This window comes from Candidatus Clostridium helianthi (genome assembly GCF_045310795.1).
Classification (GTDB): Bacteria; Bacillota; Clostridia; order Clostridiales; family Clostridiaceae; genus Clostridium; species Clostridium helianthi.
The window spans coordinates 1-17,825 of sequence record NZ_JBJIAB010000038.1 but is presented as its reverse complement, the minus strand read 5'-3'; the positions used below and the strand labels follow the sequence as shown (position 1 = coordinate 17,825).

The following is a 17,825-nucleotide window of genomic DNA, read 5'->3' as shown; positions in this document are numbered from 1 at the left end:
GTGTGAACTATAAATTGTTAATAATAAACCCAGGTTCTACGTCAACAAAAATATCTGTATTTGAGGATGAAAAGGAAGTATTTGGAGAAACTATAAGACATTCTTCAGAAGAGATAGGAAAATTTAAACACATCTCTGATCAACAAAACTTTAGAACAGAAGTTATATTGAAGATATTGAAAGATAATAAAATAGATATAAAAGAATTGGATGCAGTAGTAGGTAGGGGAGGACTTTTAAAGCCAATCCTAAGTGGGACATATAAGGTAAATGATAATATGTTAAGAGATTTAAAGGAAAGTGTTAAAGGAGAGCATGCATCTAATTTAGGAGCTATAATAGCAAATGAAATTTCAAAAACAATCGGTAAATCTGCATTCATAGTAGATCCAGTGGTAGTAGATGAAATGGAAGAAATAGCTAGATTATCGGGTGTTCCAGAACTTCCTAGAAAGAGTATTTTTCATGCACTAAATCAAAAGGCAGTAGCTAAAAGATACGCTAGAGAGAACTCTAAAAATTATGAAGATGTAAATGTTATCGTAGCACATATGGGCGGTGGTGTTTCTGTAGGAGCTCATAAAAAAGGAAAAATAGTAGATGTTAATAATGCTCTTGACGGTGAAGGGGCCTTCTCTCCAGAAAGAAGTGGAGGAGTTCCATCAGGTGATTTAGCTAGAATGTGTTTTAGTGGAAAATATACATTGGAAGAAATTTTAAAGAAAATAACAGGAAAAGGTGGCTTTGTAGCTTATCTTGACACAAATGATGCTAGGGTTGTAGAAAGTGCTGCACTAGATGGAGATCCAAAGTCTAAGATTGTACACGATGCTATGGGATATCAAGTTTCAAAGGAGATAGGCGCGGCAGCAACAGTACTTAATGGTAATGTTGACGCTATAATTTTAACTGGGGGAATGGCATATGGAAAGCCAATGGTTAATTTAATAAGAGAACGAGTAGGGTTTATAGCACCTGTAGTGATCTATCCTGGTGAAGATGAAATGCTTGCTTTAGCACAAGGAGTAATTAGAGTACTTAACGGAGAAGAAGAAGTTAAAGAATATAAATAGATTATTAAGTAAATTTAATAAGATAATGATAGAGGTGAGGGTTCTTTAAAACGGAAGCTTCACCTTATTTTTTATAATATTAAAATTTGAAAGTATAAATGCTATAATGTTATGTCGAATAAGAAAATACTCGGATAATATTATAATAGATTGATCATGCTGAATATTTAAATATAAATAATCAGATTGTAATTAATAACATTTTATTTTTTAGTTAACTTATGCTATGTTCATACGATAAGTATAATAGAGTAATCGATCGGGAAAGTACGAATGAAATTAGTAGGGGAGAAGATAATATGCCAGGAATTTGGAATATAAATAATGGATATAATATAAATACAAAGAAAATTTCTAGCAAGTTAACTTTTGAAGTAGGGGAACGCTTTACAGGAAGAGTAGTTGCAAAGGGAGATGGAAAAGATATTACAGTCAAGTTATCAGATGGATGGCAGTTTATTGCTGAGCTTGAAGGAAATATTAATTTGGATGATCTTAAGTTAGTTAAGTTCCAAGTAAACGGATTTGAAAATGGAAAGTTAAAATTAAAACTAGTTGATGATTCTGTAGATGAAAAATCAACTGGCGATGAAAGCTTTCAGGAAATAATTGATAAGGAAGGTCTTTCAAAGGAAGATATTGATATTTTAAAACAAATGGTTAAACGTAATCTTCCTCTAACTAGAGATAATATTAATTTGATTAAAGGATTAATTCAATTTAATGGAAAGATAAGTTCCAATCCAAAGGAAATAGATGCATTTATTCAAACGTATCTTCAAAGTAAGAATATATCTGGTAATAGTGAGGAAGGTCAAGCAGTTAAAGAGATGCTTACCAAGTTCTTGAATGAATTTAAGAATATGACACAAGATGATATACTTACATTTATAGAAAACAACTTGGATTTTTCAGAAGAAAGTATAGATAGTTTTAATAAGTTGTTTAAAGGAAATTCATCAATAGAGCAAATACTAAAAAAAATGAATGAGTCATTAAATTTTATAGAATCACCAAATAATAACTTTGAGACTGTAGTTAAAAATAAAACTATAGACAAAGAACTTGATCTAATGAAGAATAATACAGATACAACTAAAGCAATAGCATCGAAGTTGTATAATGAGAATGATCCTTCGAATAGGAAAATAAATGTTCTAGACGTATTGAAAACATTAGCAGGAAGTGAAGATAGTGAACTAAATATAGCTCAAAAGCTTGCTGATAATGAAAAGAATAATTTAAATACTCAAAAAGTAAATCTTCCATCCTCATTAATTGAGAAATTAAATAATAAAGAAATAGTTGATCTAATAAAGGAAACAATTGGTAATGGAATGACAACTAATAATGAGCCCAAGACACAAGCACAAAGTCTTATAGAATCATCAAATAAAAATAAATTAGAAATATTATTGAGTAATATTGAAGGTAGAGAAGTCAAACTTACTGATAGTGAATATAAAGAATTCAATAAATTATTGAATAATAGAATTGAAGGAAAAGATCACTATGAGGAAACAGGATCTAATGATAAAGGTGGAAATATACAGCCTAAGGAATTATCGACATCCTCTAAGGAAAACTTTGCTGATCTAAAAAATGAGGATTTACTATTAAGAAGTAATTTAGATAGCAAAGAAGCTATAAAAGCAGATATGAAATTTAAAATAGATGGAGTAAGAGATATAGTTAAGAACTTAATAGCGCATGTGGATTTAAAGGATGCTGGATATGAAAAAATAATGGATTTAATAAAAAATAATATAAATGATATTAAGGTATTCAATTCTATAAGCAATGAGTATTATTATTTAAATATTCCTATAAATGCAAATAGTCAAGAATATCCATGTAAGCTTATAATAAAAGATAATAGAAAAGATGGCAAAAAAATAGATAAAACTAATGCTAAAATGGTTGTTAGTGTTAAAACAGCTAATTTGGGAGAGGTTGATGGATATTTGACATTAAGAGATAATAGAATTGATGTGAATTTAAAATGTGAAAGCCATTTTACATCTATTTTAAACAATAATAAATCTAAGTTAGTAGATGGATTATCAACACTTGGGCTATTTGTTAATATAAGTGTATCTATGAAGGAAAAGCCTGTAGACTTAGTAAGTTGTAGAAATTTCTTTAACGATTTAACTATTTCTGCTATCGATATTAAGGTATAATAATTAGTGTATTCATTTAAAATATGCAGTTAATGTGCAATAAAGGAGCCTTAATTATAATTACTTTTAGATTCAGAAGGAATTTTAGCTTTAATTGTACATTTTAGAACTATTGAAAATATCGGTTAGGAGTGTACAGGAATATGAATCAGAGGAAGAAGGCCGCAGCATTAAAATATGAATTTAATAGCGATGCACCAGTAGTTACAGCAGCTGGAATGGGGCATATTGCAGATAAAATAATAGAAAAAGCAACACAAAATGAAGTACCAATAGTATACAATAAAGAACTAACTGATTTATTGTGTAATGTAGATGTTGGAGATGAAATTCCTACGGAATTATATGAAGCAGTAGCTCATGTAATTGCTTTTCTTACTGATTTAGATAAGAAAAGACTATAGACAGAAGAAACACGGAAGGTGAGAAAAATGGCACTTTATACTATTTCAGATTTACACTTAGGTTTTAATGTTGAAAAGCCAATGGACATTTTTGGAGACAAGTGGAAAGCGCATTCTGATAAAATAAAAGAAAATTGGCTTAAAAAGATAACTGAAAAAGATATGGTGCTTATAGCTGGAGATATATCTTGGTCTTTGAAAGAGAATGATAGTAAATATGATTTAGATTGGATAAACGAATTACCAGGTAAAAAGATTATAAGCAAAGGAAACCATGATTATTGGTGGGGAAGCATATCGAAATTAAATAAGATGTATGAAAATACCAAGTTTCTCCAAAATAATTTTTATACTTATGAAGATTATGCTATATGTGGGACTAGAGGATGGATGTGCCCAGGCGGAGATAAATATACTAGCAAGGATGAAAAAATATATACCAGAGAACAGATAAGGTTGAAACTTTCGTTAGATGCTGCGAAAAATAGTGGATTTGAAAAGATAATTGTTATGCTTCATTATCCTCCTACAAATGATAAATTTGAGGAATCTGAATTTACACGAATGATTAAAGAATACAAAGTAGAAAAAGTTATATATGGCCATTTGCATGGTCCAGTACTACTTGGAAAAGTATTAAATGGATATTTAGATGGAGTAGAATATATACTAACATCAGCAGATTACTTGAATTTTGATCCCAAAAAGATATTATGAGGCAGATAAATATAGAATAAAATTTATTCAACAAATATAAATAGAAAATTTGTTTGAGCCTAAAATTAATCTGAATAATATTAATAATAAGCAATTAGGTAATTGTATTTACATATTATTATAGATATAACTGGGATAAGTAGGTTATATCTCTTTACATAATTATAATAAGATTTGGAGTGACGTTTTATGATTTATTCCTTAGAAAATGAAAAAATTAAAATTACTGCTAGTGAGAATGGCGCTGAGCTACACTCTATAACAGGCAAGAAGGAAGGCACTGAATATCTTTGGAATGGCAATCCGGAATATTGGAAATACCACGCACCGCATTTATTTCCTATAATAGGAAAGTTAAAGGATTCTAAGTATAGAGTTGATGGAAAGGAATATGAACTACCATCTCATGGGTTAGCAAGAATTTCTCAATTTACCTTGCTAAGTCAAAGCAATGAATCTATTACTTTTGAGTTAAAGTTCTCGGATAAAAGTCTTGAAGTATATCCATATAAGTTTTCTTTGCAAGTTACTTATACTATTAAAGAAAATAGTGTAAAGGTAAGTTATAAAGTTATCAACTTGGATGATAAAAAAATCTATTTTTCAATTGGAGCTCATCCAGCATTTATGTGTCCAATTGAAAAAACAGAGATATTAGAGGATTATTATCTTAAGTTTAATGAGATAGAGAATAGCTCAATTATGTGTTTTGATAAGAATACATATTTTACCCATGAAAAAAAAGATTATCTAATTAATAGTGATATTATTGAACTTAAAAAAGATATATTTAAAGATGACGCATTAGTATTTGATAATTTAAAATCAAATAAAATTACAATAAAATCAAAGAATCATAATAAGTCTTTAAGTGTGGAGTTTGATGGATTTCCTTACATGGGAATATGGGCTCCAGTTGATGGCGCTCCATTTGTATGTATAGAACCTTGGTTTGGTCATGCTGATTATGGAGATTTTAATGAAGAATTTAAGGATAAAGAAGGAATAATGTCATTAGAAGAAGGAAAAGAATTTAACTGTAGCTACATCATTTCTATTGAAGAATAAAATTATAGTATAATTGAAATAACAAAAGCTATCTAATTGAAAATATTAGATAGCTTTCTATTATTTATTAATAAATAGATTTTAAAATCTATGATAAATGTTCTATTGAATTACTCATCTTTTTAATAGCATCTTCTTGGTTATTAAGATCTGTAATAATTTCTTTTGATAAAGATTCATGTTCTTTGAAAAGAACGCTTATGTTATCAATAGAATTAATAACAGTATCTTTTGCTTCAGAAGCAGTAGTCAAATTCTCTATGCAAGTGCTAATTTCTTCAGTGGCATCTTCTATAGAAGTTTTAATATCAGAAAAACTAGTTTTAGCTTCTTGTAGTGAGTTATGTTGAGTTGTTAATGCTGAATTACCAGAATTCATTGCATTAGAAGCTTTTAATATGTCCACTTTAATTTCTTCAAGTATACTAGTTATACTTTGAACAGCAAGTTTTGAGTTCTCTGCAAGCTTTCTAACTTCACCTGCGACAACAGAAAATCCTTTACCAGCTTCACCAGCTCTTGCTGCCTCTATAGCCGCGTTTAATGATAGAAGATTAGTTTGGCTTGCGATTTGGCTTATGGAATCAGTTATACTATTTACAGACTCTAGTTTTGATACTAAAGCATTTACTGTTGAAGTTGATATTGTGAAAGCGTCTTCAAGCTCATTTAGAGATGTATCTAAATTTCCTATTGTATTTAATCCTGTATCAGCCAATTTATCAGTATCTAACACTTTAATGTGAACATTAGTAATGTTAATTGCTAAGTCTTCCATATTAGCACGAAAACCTGATAAAATATTCTTTACATTGCTTATTTCTCTATTTTGAGCTTCAGCAGAAGATACTAATTCTGATGCAGTAGATGAAGCGCTCTTTATAGAATTATCAATTAAAGAAGCTTTTTCTCTTAAATCATTGATGTTGGTTAAATTTTTTTGACTAGCGTTAGTATTGTTTTCCCCACTGTTAGAAACATCTGATACAATAGTTTCTGTCATAGTAGTATTTTTATTACTGTTTTTGTTAAAAAATCCCATGTTATATTCCCCCTTGAAATGATAAATAAAAATATATTTTTATGTGTTGGCAGTTTTAATTAAATCTTTTCCAACGCGAGCCATCTCTTTAATTTTATAAGAAGAATTTGTATTAACAATAGTTTTAGAGTACCATTGTAATGCATCTTGATTATTTCCTAATCTTCGGTTTAATTCTCCCAAAAGATACATTAAAGAATCTCTTTGTAAGCCATATATAGGAAAAATCTCAGTCATATAAGCAGTATTGAATCCTTCGAGAGCTTGTTTTAAAAATAAAGTTTCTTGAATACTATTATCCAATAATCTATACATCCAAGCAATTTTTAGAGAAATCATCCCTTTTGTACTGTCTGGTAAATCAATAAGCATGGCATTTAATAAGGCCAATTTATAGCGTTCAATTGCTAATTTTTCATCTAAGATATGTGGATATTCTCTCGGTTTCCATTTTGGTGTTACGTTGCTTAAAACAAGTTCTTTTTTATGCAATTTTAGTTTTTCGAAATCTGATCTCATTGCAGCGTAGCCGCACGAATTACATATTAATACATCATAAAAATACGGATTTACTACAGAGTATCTTATAAAGAAATCTGAATCCTTAGAAATAACTCGTGGTGACTTAGATTTAACTGTTTTAGCTTTAAAATGTGAATTACAAACAGGACAGATTATCTGTTTGTCAAAAAGATGATTTAATATACTCGTATCACTCATTTTCAGTCACCCCATCAAAAATACAATCTAGAATAAAATTCTATATTATACATTGATTATAACATATTAAACGCATTCATATGAATATTTTTTAAATAGTTTATTTATTATTAATTACACTTAATTTAAAGTTTTTGATATAATAGATAAGGATGAAATTGAGAAATGATAGTAATGTATTAAAGGGTGATATAATGGCAATGAATGATTGGAAGGTTTTCTTAATGCCTTATGAGCAAGCAGTAGATGAACTGAAAGTTAAGTTAAAATCAATTAGAAAAGAATATAGAAAAAAAAATGAATATTCACCTATAGAGTTTGTAACAGGAAGAGTAAAAGAAGTATCAAGTATGTTAGAAAAAGCTAACAAATTTGAAATACCAATAGATAGGATTAGATATGAACTTGAGGATATTGCAGGTATAAGAATAATGTGTCAGTTTGTTGATGATATAGACACAGTTGTGCAGATATTAAGAGAACGTAAAGATATGCAAATACTTTATGAGAAGGATTATGTAAGGAATGTCAAAGAAAGTGGTTATAGAAGTTATCATATGATAATAAAATATCCTGTAAATATGGCAGAAGGATTAGTTGAAATTTTAGCTGAATTTCAAATAAGGACATTAGCAATGAATTTCTGGGCAACTATAGAACATTCTCTTAATTACAAATATAAGCAACATATACCAGAACAATTAAAGGAAAAACTTAAAAGATCTGCGGATGCAGCATTTAGATTAGATGAAGAAATGTTAGAAATCAAAGATGAAATTAAAGATGCGCAAAAGTTGTTTGAGGTTAAATCGCATTTAATTTCAAATATAATGAATTTACTATTAACTTTAATTTCACTAGGTAAGGAAACAGAGGCAGCCAGATTCCAAAAAACTTTAAATAAGTTAATAGAAGATGGCGAAGTTTGGGAGCTAAATAGTTTATTGTTTTCTGTTAAAAGAGAAATTGAAAAATATACAGATTAAGAATTTTTGTATATTTAGTTCATAAGGAAAATTATGTTTTATTGTTCAAATAACTTAAAATATAGCTGTAGATTTTCAATATTTAAAAGAAATATCTGCAGCTATATTTTTTTATAGAATATTAAATATTTATTAAGTACCAGCGAAGTAGACTGTGTTTATTAATCAAGCATAGTGAATATGTCGGCAATATCAAGTATAATGTTTTATATAGAAATAACATAATATGAAATTAATATATATAATAAGGAGATAAAAATGGATAGAGATCAACTATTATTGAGATTGAAAAACAATCCTGAATATATTCAGGAACTAGACAAAGTTGATGAGGAATTAGAATTATTTATTGTTAAGAATAATGGTAACAATATTAGATATATCAAGAACCCTAGCAGAGATGTACAAAAACAAGCTGTTGCAAATACTCCATTGTCAGTAAAATATATTAAAGACGTTAATGAAGAAATCGCTATAATGTGTGTTAAAAGCTTGTGGAACTCTTTAGAGTTAATAAATAATCCTACTGAAAAGGTGATAAAGGAAGCTATTAAGACTAAAGGATGGGCTATACAATTTGTAGAGAATCCTAGCGAGGAACTTCAATTATTAGCTGTTAGTAGGGACTATGATGCAATTAAATATATAGAGAATCCTTCTGAAGAAATTCAGCTTAAAGCTATAGAAAACTACTATGTAGCAATTAGATTTATAAAAAATCCAAGCCTTAGGGCGAAAATAAAAGCTATAGAACTAAATGGGGAAGCTATAAATTATATTTCTAACTATGATTTAGATGAAATAAAAAAATTTATATATAAAAATATAAATGTAGTTAAGTATATTTATGAAAGCATAGATGTAGAACTAGTAGTTGAGGTGCTTCAAGAAAAAATTAGACAAGATAATATTAGTAAGAAATACATTGAAGATTTTCTAGAGTTAGAGGTTTTGGAGATGGATAAAATTAATTTTGTTAGAGAATATGGAAGCACCAACGCTAAAAAGTTTCTAGTAGATTATAAATTATCTATATAAGAGTGGAGGCGAAAAGATTGAATTATTCAGAGTGTTTAAACACAGTAGATTTAATAGTTGCATCAAATGATGTACCTTTAATTATAGGAGAAAGTGGAGTTGGAAAGACTTCATTAGTTAAGCGCATAGCAAAAGAAAATGGGCATTACCTTGTTACAATAGATGCTAACTTACTAAAAGAAGGGGAAATAGGAGGACTTCCTGTAGTTGAAAATAGAACGACTATATATGCAACACATAGTAAGCTTATTGAAATCAAAAAAGCATTAGATGAAGACACAAACAGAAATGTCATTTTATTTATAGATGAATTGAATAGATGCGATCATGCTGTAGCACAAGAACTTATGAATCTTATATTAAATAGAGAGATTAATGGATATATATTAGATGAAAGAGTTAAAGTAATAGCTGCAATGAATCCTTCTAATAAAAATGATGGATTTAATAGTAGTCAATATGATGTTGTTGATATGGATCCAGCTCAAGAAGATAGATTTGTTTGGGTAAGGCTTGATTCTGACATTAAAGAATGGATTAAGTGGGGAATGAGTAAGGATGGAAATATTGACGAACATATAATAGAATTTTTGTCTACATTTCCAGAATATCTACATACTCCTGATTCAGAAGAAACAATAAAAGCTACTCCAAGAAGCTGGGAGAGAGTATCAAAAGCATATAAAATATTTGTGAAGAATAAGGGGAAATACTCTTTAGATACTTTACTGAATGTTGTAAAAGGAAATGTTGGAATTAGTATTGCAAATGATTTTGGAAATTTTTTAATCAATCTAAAAACACCTTTAGTAAAGGTTGAAGATATATTCAGCAATGATATTTTAAATTTTGAGCTAAAGGAAAAAATAGAAAAGGAAAATCATTCTAGATTATATATATTGTCAAAAAATTCGTTAAGATATTTAGAGAATATTTCTATAGAAAGAAATTTAAGGCTATTTTCAGAACTTCTAAACTTATATCCAAGAGATTTGAGGCTTGGTATCATGAAGGAAATAAAAAGAGATTATACGGAAAATGGATTATATGAAAAGCTACTGGCTACTGAAGAGTTTTTAGATACATTTTTTAATATATTTAAGTGAGAATTCAAATCTATGATTTGGTTTATCGAACTTACTCAGCGAACGAATGTGAGTCGAGTTTCCTTTAAAAAGTAAAGTTACACCTAAAAATTGCTATTACAAATTAAGTTTATTGCAAGCAATCAATAAAAGAGGGGGAGGAGAGTATGGATTTTGAAGAAAAAAGACAGCAACTTTTAAAAGAAGCCTATCAATTGAGTGAAGATGATAAATTTAGTGATAATTATAAAAGAAATTTCTTTGAGCTAGTAGAGGATATTATATTATATTTGTTGCAAACTCAAGATGTTTTTTTTGGGCAATTCATGCTTAGAGTTCAACGGAAAATAAATACTACCTTAACAGCGCCAATATCAACTATTCCAAAGCGTGATAGATTCGAGATGTATTTTAATCCATTTTTATTTTTGGATTGTAATAGAAAAGAAATGGCAGCATTATTTAAACATGAAATATATCATATAATGAATTCTCATTTTGAAAGAGAAAGAAAATTGAAGGATAGATTTAGTAAAGAAGCGGTAAATGTTGCTTTAGATATTTCAATTAATCAGTATATAAAAGATTTACCACCCTTTAGCAAAAGGCTTTATGCAGTTAACATGGAATATAATTTATCACTTGAGGAAAATAGAAGTGTCGAGGAATATGCAGAAGAAATTCATAAATCAATTAAGTCTAGAATAAAGCAAGATAAAGTTGATAAAGATGATGATTCGAAATATGAAGTGGATATGTCAAAAGTCCATGATTTGTGGGAAAGTGCTCAAATAAGTGATGAAGATATTAGTAATTTGACTAAGAAAACGGCTCTAAGTGCTTATAATGAAAACACTCCAAAAGGATTAGAAAACATAATTTTAGCGTACAAAGAAAAGGCAGAAATACCTTGGCAACTTGTTCTTAAAAATATACTCCCAAGTGTGAAATCAGGATATAAGAGGACAATAACAAGAAGGGATAGAAGACAGCCGGAAAGATTAGATTTAAGAGGGAGGTTACCTAAGAGTCAAACTGAATTAATTGTAGCAATAGATATAAGTGCTAGCATGAAGGACAGTGATATGCATAAGATACTAGTGGAGATATTGTCTATAACTTCAAATATTAAGAATAAAATCACAATTATCGAATGTGATAGTGAGATTAGAAAAGTATATGACTTAAGAAATGAGAATGACATAAGAAAGAGAAGCAAAGATAATGGATCTACGAAATTTACACCTGTATTTAGGTATATAAATGAAAATAATTTAAGAAGTGCTGTATTAATATATTTTACAGATGGTGTTGGAGAAAGAGAGCTTGAAGTAAAGCCAATTAACAAAAAAACTATATGGGTTGTATCTGGAAATGAAGAATTATCATTAAAAAATCCTTATGGAGAGATTAAAAGAATAAATACTGAAAAGAAGGAAAGCTCAGGTGGGAATATCGGATTGGAAATGGTAAATGAAGCTATACACGACTGGGCTAGATAGGGAAATTATTAACCAATTTTAAATAGGCAAATATAAGGTAATATGTTAAAATAAATTACAGTATAGAGGAGTGATATTCTTGACCCAAGGAATGAAAATTACAGATTATACAAGGTTTTTATCTATACTTCTTGTAGTAAGTATAATACTTAATATATATGTAGTATTTAAATTAAATAATTATAAATATAAACTAGGTCAGGAATCCTATACTAAGATAGAGGATTTTAAGCAAAGAAATGAAAGCAATATGGATATATTGTCTAAAGGAATTGAAGAGAATAGTTTAAAAAATGAAGATTTAGTAAAGCTTTATAAGAATTATGATGAAATGTCTAATGACATAATAGAATTATGGCAACAGTATAGAGCATACACTCAAAATGCAATACCGTTTTTCTCTAAGGTAATTAAAACTGATAAGATAATGGAAAATAATATAAATGAAAAGATAAAGGAGTATATGTTGTCTACTGTAAGTAAAGAGATGAAAAATGAATCAAATAAAATAAGGCTAGAAAGTGAAGATTTACAATCTTTTAAATATATGTATGAGATTTCTTCAAAAACATACGAATACTTTAATGAATTTAATGAAGAAAATTTAAATGGAGCTACAGGTGAAGATAAGGAAAGTAAGGTTATAAAAAATCATTATTGGATAGATCTTTTGGAAGGTATATATAAAATAAGTGATGACTATGGGAATGTGCAGTGGAAAATAGAGTCGGTTGATAGTACAAATAAGTAAAGTGATTAACTGTAGAGTAAGAATTAAGCTTTTTGTAAGGGGAATGTTAGATGGTATAAGAACTCAGAACAACAAAAAAATGTAGAATAAATATTCTTCATTTATTCTACATTTTTTATTATGATTTTAGTGGCATCCTGAGCAAGAACCACCACATCCGCCTTCAGGCGCTATAACAGGCTTTAAACTTAAGCCATTACCTTCATTTTCATCAGAAGAAAGTATTATAAATCCACCAAATTGTTCTATTAGGGATTTTTCGTATATAAATGAAATATCATTCATTTTTTCAACCTCGTCGGCATCAGTAGCTTCTGAAAGAGATATGTTAAAAACTGGACCGCTACATGCATAACCAGCAAAATTTATTCTAATATTGAAATCAGTTATTTTATTTTCTTCTAAAAAAGCTTTAAATTCATTATAAGCTTCTTCACTTATATTAACATTTTTCATATATAAACACCTACTTTATGAAATATTAATGATATTAAATCATTAAAGTAAGTATAGCATATATATATTAAAATAAAAAGTTAATATTAATAGTTATATTATGTCTAAGAATGTGCTATTATATTATGGTTTATTGAATATATAATGTTAATAAATAAATTATACAATATTATACATAAATTGGAAAATGTGCTATAATAATATAGAACTATTAAAGATTTTGCATTAAATATTGTAAGAAGGGGAATTAACTATGAAACCATATAATAAAAGTTTTGTGTTCCAAGAGATAAAGCGATATAGTGACTTAATTAATCAAGGAACTTGTGGCGACTATAAAATAGTTAAAGATACCATAATAAAGCAAGAATTACAAGGTTATATGTATGAAAATGAAGAAGAATATGATATAGATATAATTCAATTATATAAAAATGGCAGTGATTTAATGAAACTAACACCAGAGACAGTTGAAAGTTCATATGGAGCAATTTCTTTTGCTCACGGAAAAGTTGGTGTAATTGGACTTGGCATTGGATATGTAGTTCAAGAAATTGCAAAAAAAAATAGTGTAGAAGAAGTAATTGTATATGAAATTAGTGAAGAAATAATAAAATTATATAATAATAATTTTCCTAAAAATAAAAAAATACGGATAATAAAAGGGGATGCCTTTAAAGCAAAAAAAAATAAATTTGATTTCTTCTATGTAGACATATATAAATGTGAGTTAAGTTCTAAAATAGTTAAGGATTATAAGATTCTAAATGAGCTTCACGAAATTGAAGAATATGCATTTAGAGGATTAGAACATTTTTTATTAAGTTGTAAATATGAGGATATAGTGTGGATTTATATACCTGAAAATTGGATTTCAATGAGTAAGAAAGCATATGAAGCTCTTGATGCTTCAGGATATTTAAATAGCTATAAGCCTTTAGATGAAGAGAATGTTAAAAAAGTATTGTTTGAGTTTAAAGAAATCTTAAATGCATAAATTTTCTTATATATTGTGATATTATTGGTTAGGCATTTAGAATTTATTAGATTTAATACATTAAAATAATACATTATGAACTATTTATTAAAGTATATAGCTTGGAGGAGAACTAATGATATTATCAGGAAAAGAAATATTAAAAAATATTGGTAGTAATATAATAATTGAACCTTTTGATGAGGAAAAAATAAATCCTAATAGTTATAATTTGTCTTTGCATAATGAATTATTAGTTTATGAAAATGATATTTTAGATATGAAAACTCCAAATCCAACAAAAGTTATAAAAATTCCGGAGTATGGATTATTATTAGAACCAGGTAAATTATACTTAGGTAGAACAAATGAATTTACGAGTACTAGTAAATATGTCCCTATGCTTGAAGGACGCTCTTCAACAGGTAGATTAGGGTTATTTATTCATGTTACAGCTGGATTCGGAGATATTGGATTTTCAGGCTACTGGACGTTAGAAATTTTTTGCGTTCAGCCAATAAAAGTTTATCCTAACGTAGAAATATGTCAAATATATTATCATGATATCCATGGAGAATATGATTTATATAGCAGTGGAAAATATCAGAATAATAAAGGAATACAGCCAAGTTTAATGTATAAAGATTTTGAAAGATAGTTGTATTTATGAGCAATACGTTCTAAAAATTTTAAGCATCAAAATCTGTATTAAGTCATCAGGCAATGCAAGGTAAGCACTCTTATAACGAATGAATTATATTGCTCAAAATCTATACATTGTTATTTTAAAACTAAGTTCGTAAATATGTTCAACTTACTAAGTCTTATTTATAATAATAAAATTGAGATTTATTAAGTTGAAACAACAAATACGATATGCAAATATTATCTGCAAATTCATGTAGTTCATCATATACTGATATTTCAATTTTATTTCCGAAATTGCATTCAGAAATATCACTTATATGTTGGTTAATATGAAAAAAGGTTCGGATGTTTTTTTAGATACTCTAGAAGAAAATATCCGAATCTTTTTTTATCTGAGGATAATTAAAATAAAAAATTTCACATATATCTATTCAAAAGATTCTGATGGGGATGTATCATATATAATATAGATAAAGCGCTTTTAACAAATCATTTTTAAATATAAATTAATATATAAAGGAGAATGAAGTAAATGAAATTAGTGATATTAGAGCCATTAGGTGTAAATAAGGATAAGTTATTGGGAATGGCAAAGAATAGTTTAGGAAATGAAGTAGACATAATATATTATGATACAAGAGTAGAAGATACCGAAACATTAATAGAAAGAAGCAAAGATGCTGATGCTGTAGTAATATCCAATCTTCCATATAAAAAAGAGGTAATAGAAAACTGTCCAAATTTGAAAATGATTTGTGTTGCGTTTACAGGAGTAGACCATGTTGCAATGGATTACTGTAAGGAAAGAGACATTTTAGTATGCAATTGTGCTGGATACTCAACTGCTGCAGTTGCAGACTTAGTATTTGGTATGGTTATTTCTCTATATAGAAATATTATACCATGTGATAAGGTGACTAGAGAAGGTGGAACGAAGAATGGGCTTGTGGGATTTGAACTCGCAGGAAAGAAGTTTGGAGTAGTAGGGGCAGGAGCTATAGGTATGAGAACTGCCGCAATTGCTAAAGCATTTGGATGTGATGTATACGCTTATAGCAGGACTAAAAAAGATGTTGAAGGAATCGAATTTGTAGATTTAGATACATTAATGGCTACTTGTGATATAGTATCGCTTCATGTTCCACTAAATGAAAGCACTAAAGGATTAATAAATAATGAAAAATTATCATTAATGAAAGAAAGTGCAATTTTAATAAATACAGCACGAGGTCCTGTTTTAGATAGTTCAGCACTTGCGGAAGCTTTAAATAATGGCAAAATTGCCGGTGCGGGAGTAGATGTATTTGAAATTGAGCCACCAATTCCTACAGATCATGTATTGTTTGGAGCAAATAATTTAATAGTTACTCCTCATGTTGCATTTGCAACAGCGGAAGCTTTCGAAAAGAGAGCAGTTATTGTTTTTGATAATATAAAAAAATGGTTAAAAGGTACTCCGCAAAATGTAATTAAATAAGTCAATTTATATATGTTAATTTAGAATTAGAAACCTGGGAAGAAAAGCCTTGATGCTTTTCTTAGATAGTATAAATAGAAATCCCTTTTGAGGGATTTTTATTTTTTTAGTGTGCCCAGCATGGGCACGTACTAATCGGTGAAAGTCCGTAATGGGGGCTGATAGTGCCAACCATTTAGCTAACGGCAAGGGTGTCCATCGTGAGGTGGAATCTGAAGGAAGCCAAAAGCAAAACCTTGGTCTGAGGTACACGAATCACATATGAGGCTCAAAGCTATGGGCAAACTTGCTAGACAAAGTAAAGCCCCATAACTATCCGAAATAGCTAGAGTAAATGTGGCAGATAGATGAGGTGAAAGTGCGTGCTCTTACCTGGGGAGGTCTGATAGATGCGTACCAAATGAATTAAATTTCTAGGATACAACCTATATAGTGATATATAGCTGAACTATCAGAAGTCAGCAGAAGTCATAGTAACTCCGCTAATCGCGATAGCGGATGAAGGACTGAACGTTAGGAGGTTTACAACTTTGGATAAATCAAAGAATTTGCAAAGAAAGCAGAAAACTCAATATAGAGACCAATTGATGGAAGTAGAAGTGGAACTTCAAGGTAAATCAAAGGTGCCGAGTAATTCTATGGTTTTACCAAATAGAGAAAGCGTAAACGGTGGAGCATTTGATAATAGTAGATTACTTGAAGAAGTTCTAGAAAGAAATAATATGATTTTAGCGCTTAAAAGAGTAATTAGCAATAAAGGGAGCCACGGTGTTGATGGAATGAAGACCGATGAACTTCGTGAGCATATCAAGAAACACTGGGAAACAATTAAAGCTAAGCTACTAGAAAATAAGTATAATCCGTCACCTGTAAGGAGAAAAGAAATATCCAAACCAGATGGTGGAGTTAGACTTTTAGGGATACCAACTGTACAAGATAGATTGATTCAACAGGCTATTGCTCAAGTATTATCTAAAATATATGAACCACTATTTTCAGAGAATAGTTTCGGATTCCGTCCTCGCAGAGGAGCAAAGGATGCTATAACGAAATCAAAACAATATATAAATCAAGGCAATAGATGGGTTGTAGATATGGATTTAGAGAAATTCTTTGATAAAGTTAATCATGATATTCTCATGAGTAAACTTGAAAAGAAAATACAAGACAAAAGATTGTTATCATTAATAAGAAAGTATCTTAAAAGCGGAATTCTTATTAACGGCATCTCGATAACGAGTGAAGAAGGAACACCACAGGGTGGTCCATTAAGTCCATTATTAGCAAACATAATTCTAGACGAACTGGATAAAGAACTTGAAAAACGAGGTCATAAATTTTGCAGATATGCAGATGATGATAATGTATATGTCAAAAGTAAAAGAGCAGGGCTTAGAGTAATGAAATCTATGACAAATATAATTGAAAATAAACTAAAACTTAAAGTAAATAAGGATAAAAGTGCAGTGGACTTTGTATCTAAAAGAAAATTCTTAGGATTTTCTTTTTACTTTTCGAAAAGCGGAGCAGAAATAAGAATCCATGAGAAATCTATAAAGAGATTTAAGGAAAAGATTAAATTCTATACTAACAGAAACAAAGGAAGTAGTATGGAATATAGGCTACTAAAATTAAATCAAATCACAAGAGGATGGATTAATTATTATGGAATTGCTAACGCACGCGGAAAGCTAATTGA

At 29.0% G+C, this 17,825-nt stretch carries 17 protein-coding genes; 14 read left to right on the top strand and 3 right to left on the bottom strand.

All coding sequences use genetic code 11. The annotated features are described in order from the left end of the window. Positions 1-2 precede the first annotated feature (2 nt). The 5 genes from buk (at position 3) to ACJDTP_RS21785 (ending at position 5,445) form a co-directional block, all read left to right on the top strand. Positions 3-1,073, top strand: coding sequence for a butyrate kinase (gene buk / locus ACJDTP_RS21805; protein WP_406762472.1), 1,071 nt, complete (start codon positions 3-5; stop codon positions 1,071-1,073). 299 nt (positions 1,074-1,372) lie between these two features. Next, positions 1,373-3,256, top strand: a complete 1,884-nt coding sequence (locus ACJDTP_RS21800) for a flagellar hook-length control protein FliK (protein WP_406762471.1) — start codon at positions 1,373-1,375, stop codon at positions 3,254-3,256. A 143-nt stretch (positions 3,257-3,399) separates the two neighbouring features. Beyond that, on the top strand, positions 3,400-3,660 hold the full coding sequence (locus ACJDTP_RS21795; protein WP_012060762.1) for an EscU/YscU/HrcU family type III secretion system export apparatus switch protein: 261 nt from the start codon (positions 3,400-3,402) through the stop codon (positions 3,658-3,660). 27 nt (positions 3,661-3,687) lie between these two features. Then, positions 3,688-4,377, top strand: a complete 690-nt coding sequence (locus ACJDTP_RS21790) for a metallophosphoesterase (RefSeq protein ID WP_406762470.1) — start codon at positions 3,688-3,690, stop codon at positions 4,375-4,377. A 189-nt stretch (positions 4,378-4,566) separates the two neighbouring features. Next, positions 4,567-5,445 (top strand): aldose 1-epimerase family protein, encoded by an 879-nt coding sequence (locus tag ACJDTP_RS21785; RefSeq protein WP_406762469.1) that lies wholly within the window; start codon positions 4,567-4,569, stop codon positions 5,443-5,445. Between the two features lie 88 nt (positions 5,446-5,533). Here ACJDTP_RS21785 and ACJDTP_RS21780 read toward each other — a convergent pair whose 3' ends face one another. Further along, a complete protein-coding gene (locus ACJDTP_RS21780; protein ID WP_078114402.1) occupies positions 5,534-6,487 on the bottom strand; it encodes a methyl-accepting chemotaxis protein in 954 nt (317 codons plus the stop codon). A 39-nt stretch (positions 6,488-6,526) separates the two neighbouring features. After that, entirely contained in the window at positions 6,527-7,207 is a 681-nt protein-coding gene (locus tag ACJDTP_RS21775) for a DUF2225 domain-containing protein (RefSeq protein WP_406762468.1), read from the bottom strand. Between the two features lie 194 nt (positions 7,208-7,401). Here ACJDTP_RS21775 and yjbM point away from each other — a divergent pair, with 194 nt between their 5' ends. The 5 genes from yjbM to ACJDTP_RS21750 all read left to right on the top strand — a co-directional run bounded on the left by yjbM (position 7,402) and on the right by ACJDTP_RS21750 (position 12,569). Next, positions 7,402-8,193, top strand: a complete 792-nt coding sequence (gene yjbM / locus ACJDTP_RS21770; protein WP_023973943.1) for a GTP diphosphokinase — start codon at positions 7,402-7,404, stop codon at positions 8,191-8,193. Positions 8,194-8,451: 258 nt separating this feature from the next. Next, a complete protein-coding gene (locus tag ACJDTP_RS21765; protein WP_406762467.1) occupies positions 8,452-9,231 on the top strand; it encodes a hypothetical protein in 780 nt (259 codons plus the stop codon). Between the two features lie 17 nt (positions 9,232-9,248). After that, complete coding sequence (locus tag ACJDTP_RS21760) at positions 9,249-10,337, top strand: ATP-binding protein (protein ID WP_406762466.1); 1,089 nt, start codon at positions 9,249-9,251, stop codon at positions 10,335-10,337. A 146-nt stretch (positions 10,338-10,483) separates the two neighbouring features. Further along, positions 10,484-11,818: a vWA domain-containing protein gene (locus ACJDTP_RS21755; protein ID WP_406762465.1), complete on the top strand. Its 1,335-nt coding sequence runs from the start codon at positions 10,484-10,486 to the stop codon at positions 11,816-11,818. 79 nt (positions 11,819-11,897) lie between these two features. Continuing rightward, positions 11,898-12,569, top strand: coding sequence for a hypothetical protein (locus tag ACJDTP_RS21750; protein ID WP_039769897.1), 672 nt, complete (start codon positions 11,898-11,900; stop codon positions 12,567-12,569). Positions 12,570-12,695: 126 nt separating this feature from the next. On the opposite strand, the gene ACJDTP_RS21745 is transcribed toward ACJDTP_RS21750, so the two are convergent. Next, positions 12,696-13,025: a HesB-like protein gene (locus ACJDTP_RS21745; RefSeq protein ID WP_017211242.1), complete on the bottom strand. Its 330-nt coding sequence runs from the start codon at positions 13,023-13,025 to the stop codon at positions 12,696-12,698. Positions 13,026-13,278: 253 nt separating this feature from the next. Here ACJDTP_RS21745 and ACJDTP_RS21740 point away from each other — a divergent pair, with 253 nt between their 5' ends. The 4 genes from ACJDTP_RS21740 to ltrA all read left to right on the top strand — a co-directional run. Then, positions 13,279-14,022: a hypothetical protein gene (locus ACJDTP_RS21740; RefSeq protein WP_017211241.1), complete on the top strand. Its 744-nt coding sequence runs from the start codon at positions 13,279-13,281 to the stop codon at positions 14,020-14,022. A 115-nt stretch (positions 14,023-14,137) separates the two neighbouring features. Beyond that, positions 14,138-14,659 (top strand): dCTP deaminase, encoded by a 522-nt coding sequence (gene dcd, locus ACJDTP_RS21735; RefSeq protein WP_023973939.1) that lies wholly within the window; start codon positions 14,138-14,140, stop codon positions 14,657-14,659. Between the two features lie 522 nt (positions 14,660-15,181). After that, the gene (locus ACJDTP_RS21730; protein WP_039769901.1) at positions 15,182-16,126 is read left to right on the top strand and encodes a 2-hydroxyacid dehydrogenase; all 945 of its coding nucleotides are present in this window, start codon (positions 15,182-15,184) and stop codon (positions 16,124-16,126) included. Between the two features lie 530 nt (positions 16,127-16,656). After that, positions 16,657-17,825 (top strand): group II intron reverse transcriptase/maturase (gene ltrA / locus ACJDTP_RS21725; protein WP_406762464.1); only part of this gene is annotated, 1,169 nt, incomplete at its 3' end.

What these genes read in the sequence shown, in the direction of transcription:
- ACJDTP_RS21780 (WP_078114402.1), bottom strand. Translation starts at nt 6,487, where the DNA reads ATGGGATTTTTTAACAAAAACAGTAATAAAAATACTACTATGACAGAA.
- ACJDTP_RS21740 (WP_017211241.1), top strand. Translation starts at nt 13,279, where the DNA reads ATGAAACCATATAATAAAAGTTTTGTGTTCCAAGAGATAAAGCGATAT.
- ACJDTP_RS21745 (WP_017211242.1), bottom strand. Translation starts at nt 13,025, where the DNA reads ATGAAAAATGTTAATATAAGTGAAGAAGCTTATAATGAATTTAAAGCT.
- ACJDTP_RS21765 (WP_406762467.1), top strand. Translation starts at nt 8,452, where the DNA reads ATGGATAGAGATCAACTATTATTGAGATTGAAAAACAATCCTGAATAT.
- ACJDTP_RS21790 (WP_406762470.1), top strand. Translation starts at nt 3,688, where the DNA reads ATGGCACTTTATACTATTTCAGATTTACACTTAGGTTTTAATGTTGAA.
- ACJDTP_RS21755 (WP_406762465.1), top strand. Translation starts at nt 10,484, where the DNA reads ATGGATTTTGAAGAAAAAAGACAGCAACTTTTAAAAGAAGCCTATCAA.
- yjbM (WP_023973943.1), top strand. Translation starts at nt 7,402, where the DNA reads ATGGCAATGAATGATTGGAAGGTTTTCTTAATGCCTTATGAGCAAGCA.
- ACJDTP_RS21730 (WP_039769901.1), top strand. Translation starts at nt 15,182, where the DNA reads ATGAAATTAGTGATATTAGAGCCATTAGGTGTAAATAAGGATAAGTTA.
- ACJDTP_RS21795 (WP_012060762.1), top strand. Translation starts at nt 3,400, where the DNA reads ATGAATCAGAGGAAGAAGGCCGCAGCATTAAAATATGAATTTAATAGC.
- ACJDTP_RS21785 (WP_406762469.1), top strand. Translation starts at nt 4,567, where the DNA reads ATGATTTATTCCTTAGAAAATGAAAAAATTAAAATTACTGCTAGTGAG.
- dcd (WP_023973939.1), top strand. Translation starts at nt 14,138, where the DNA reads ATGATATTATCAGGAAAAGAAATATTAAAAAATATTGGTAGTAATATA.
- ACJDTP_RS21775 (WP_406762468.1), bottom strand. Translation starts at nt 7,207, where the DNA reads ATGAGTGATACGAGTATATTAAATCATCTTTTTGACAAACAGATAATC.
- ACJDTP_RS21800 (WP_406762471.1), top strand. Translation starts at nt 1,373, where the DNA reads ATGCCAGGAATTTGGAATATAAATAATGGATATAATATAAATACAAAG.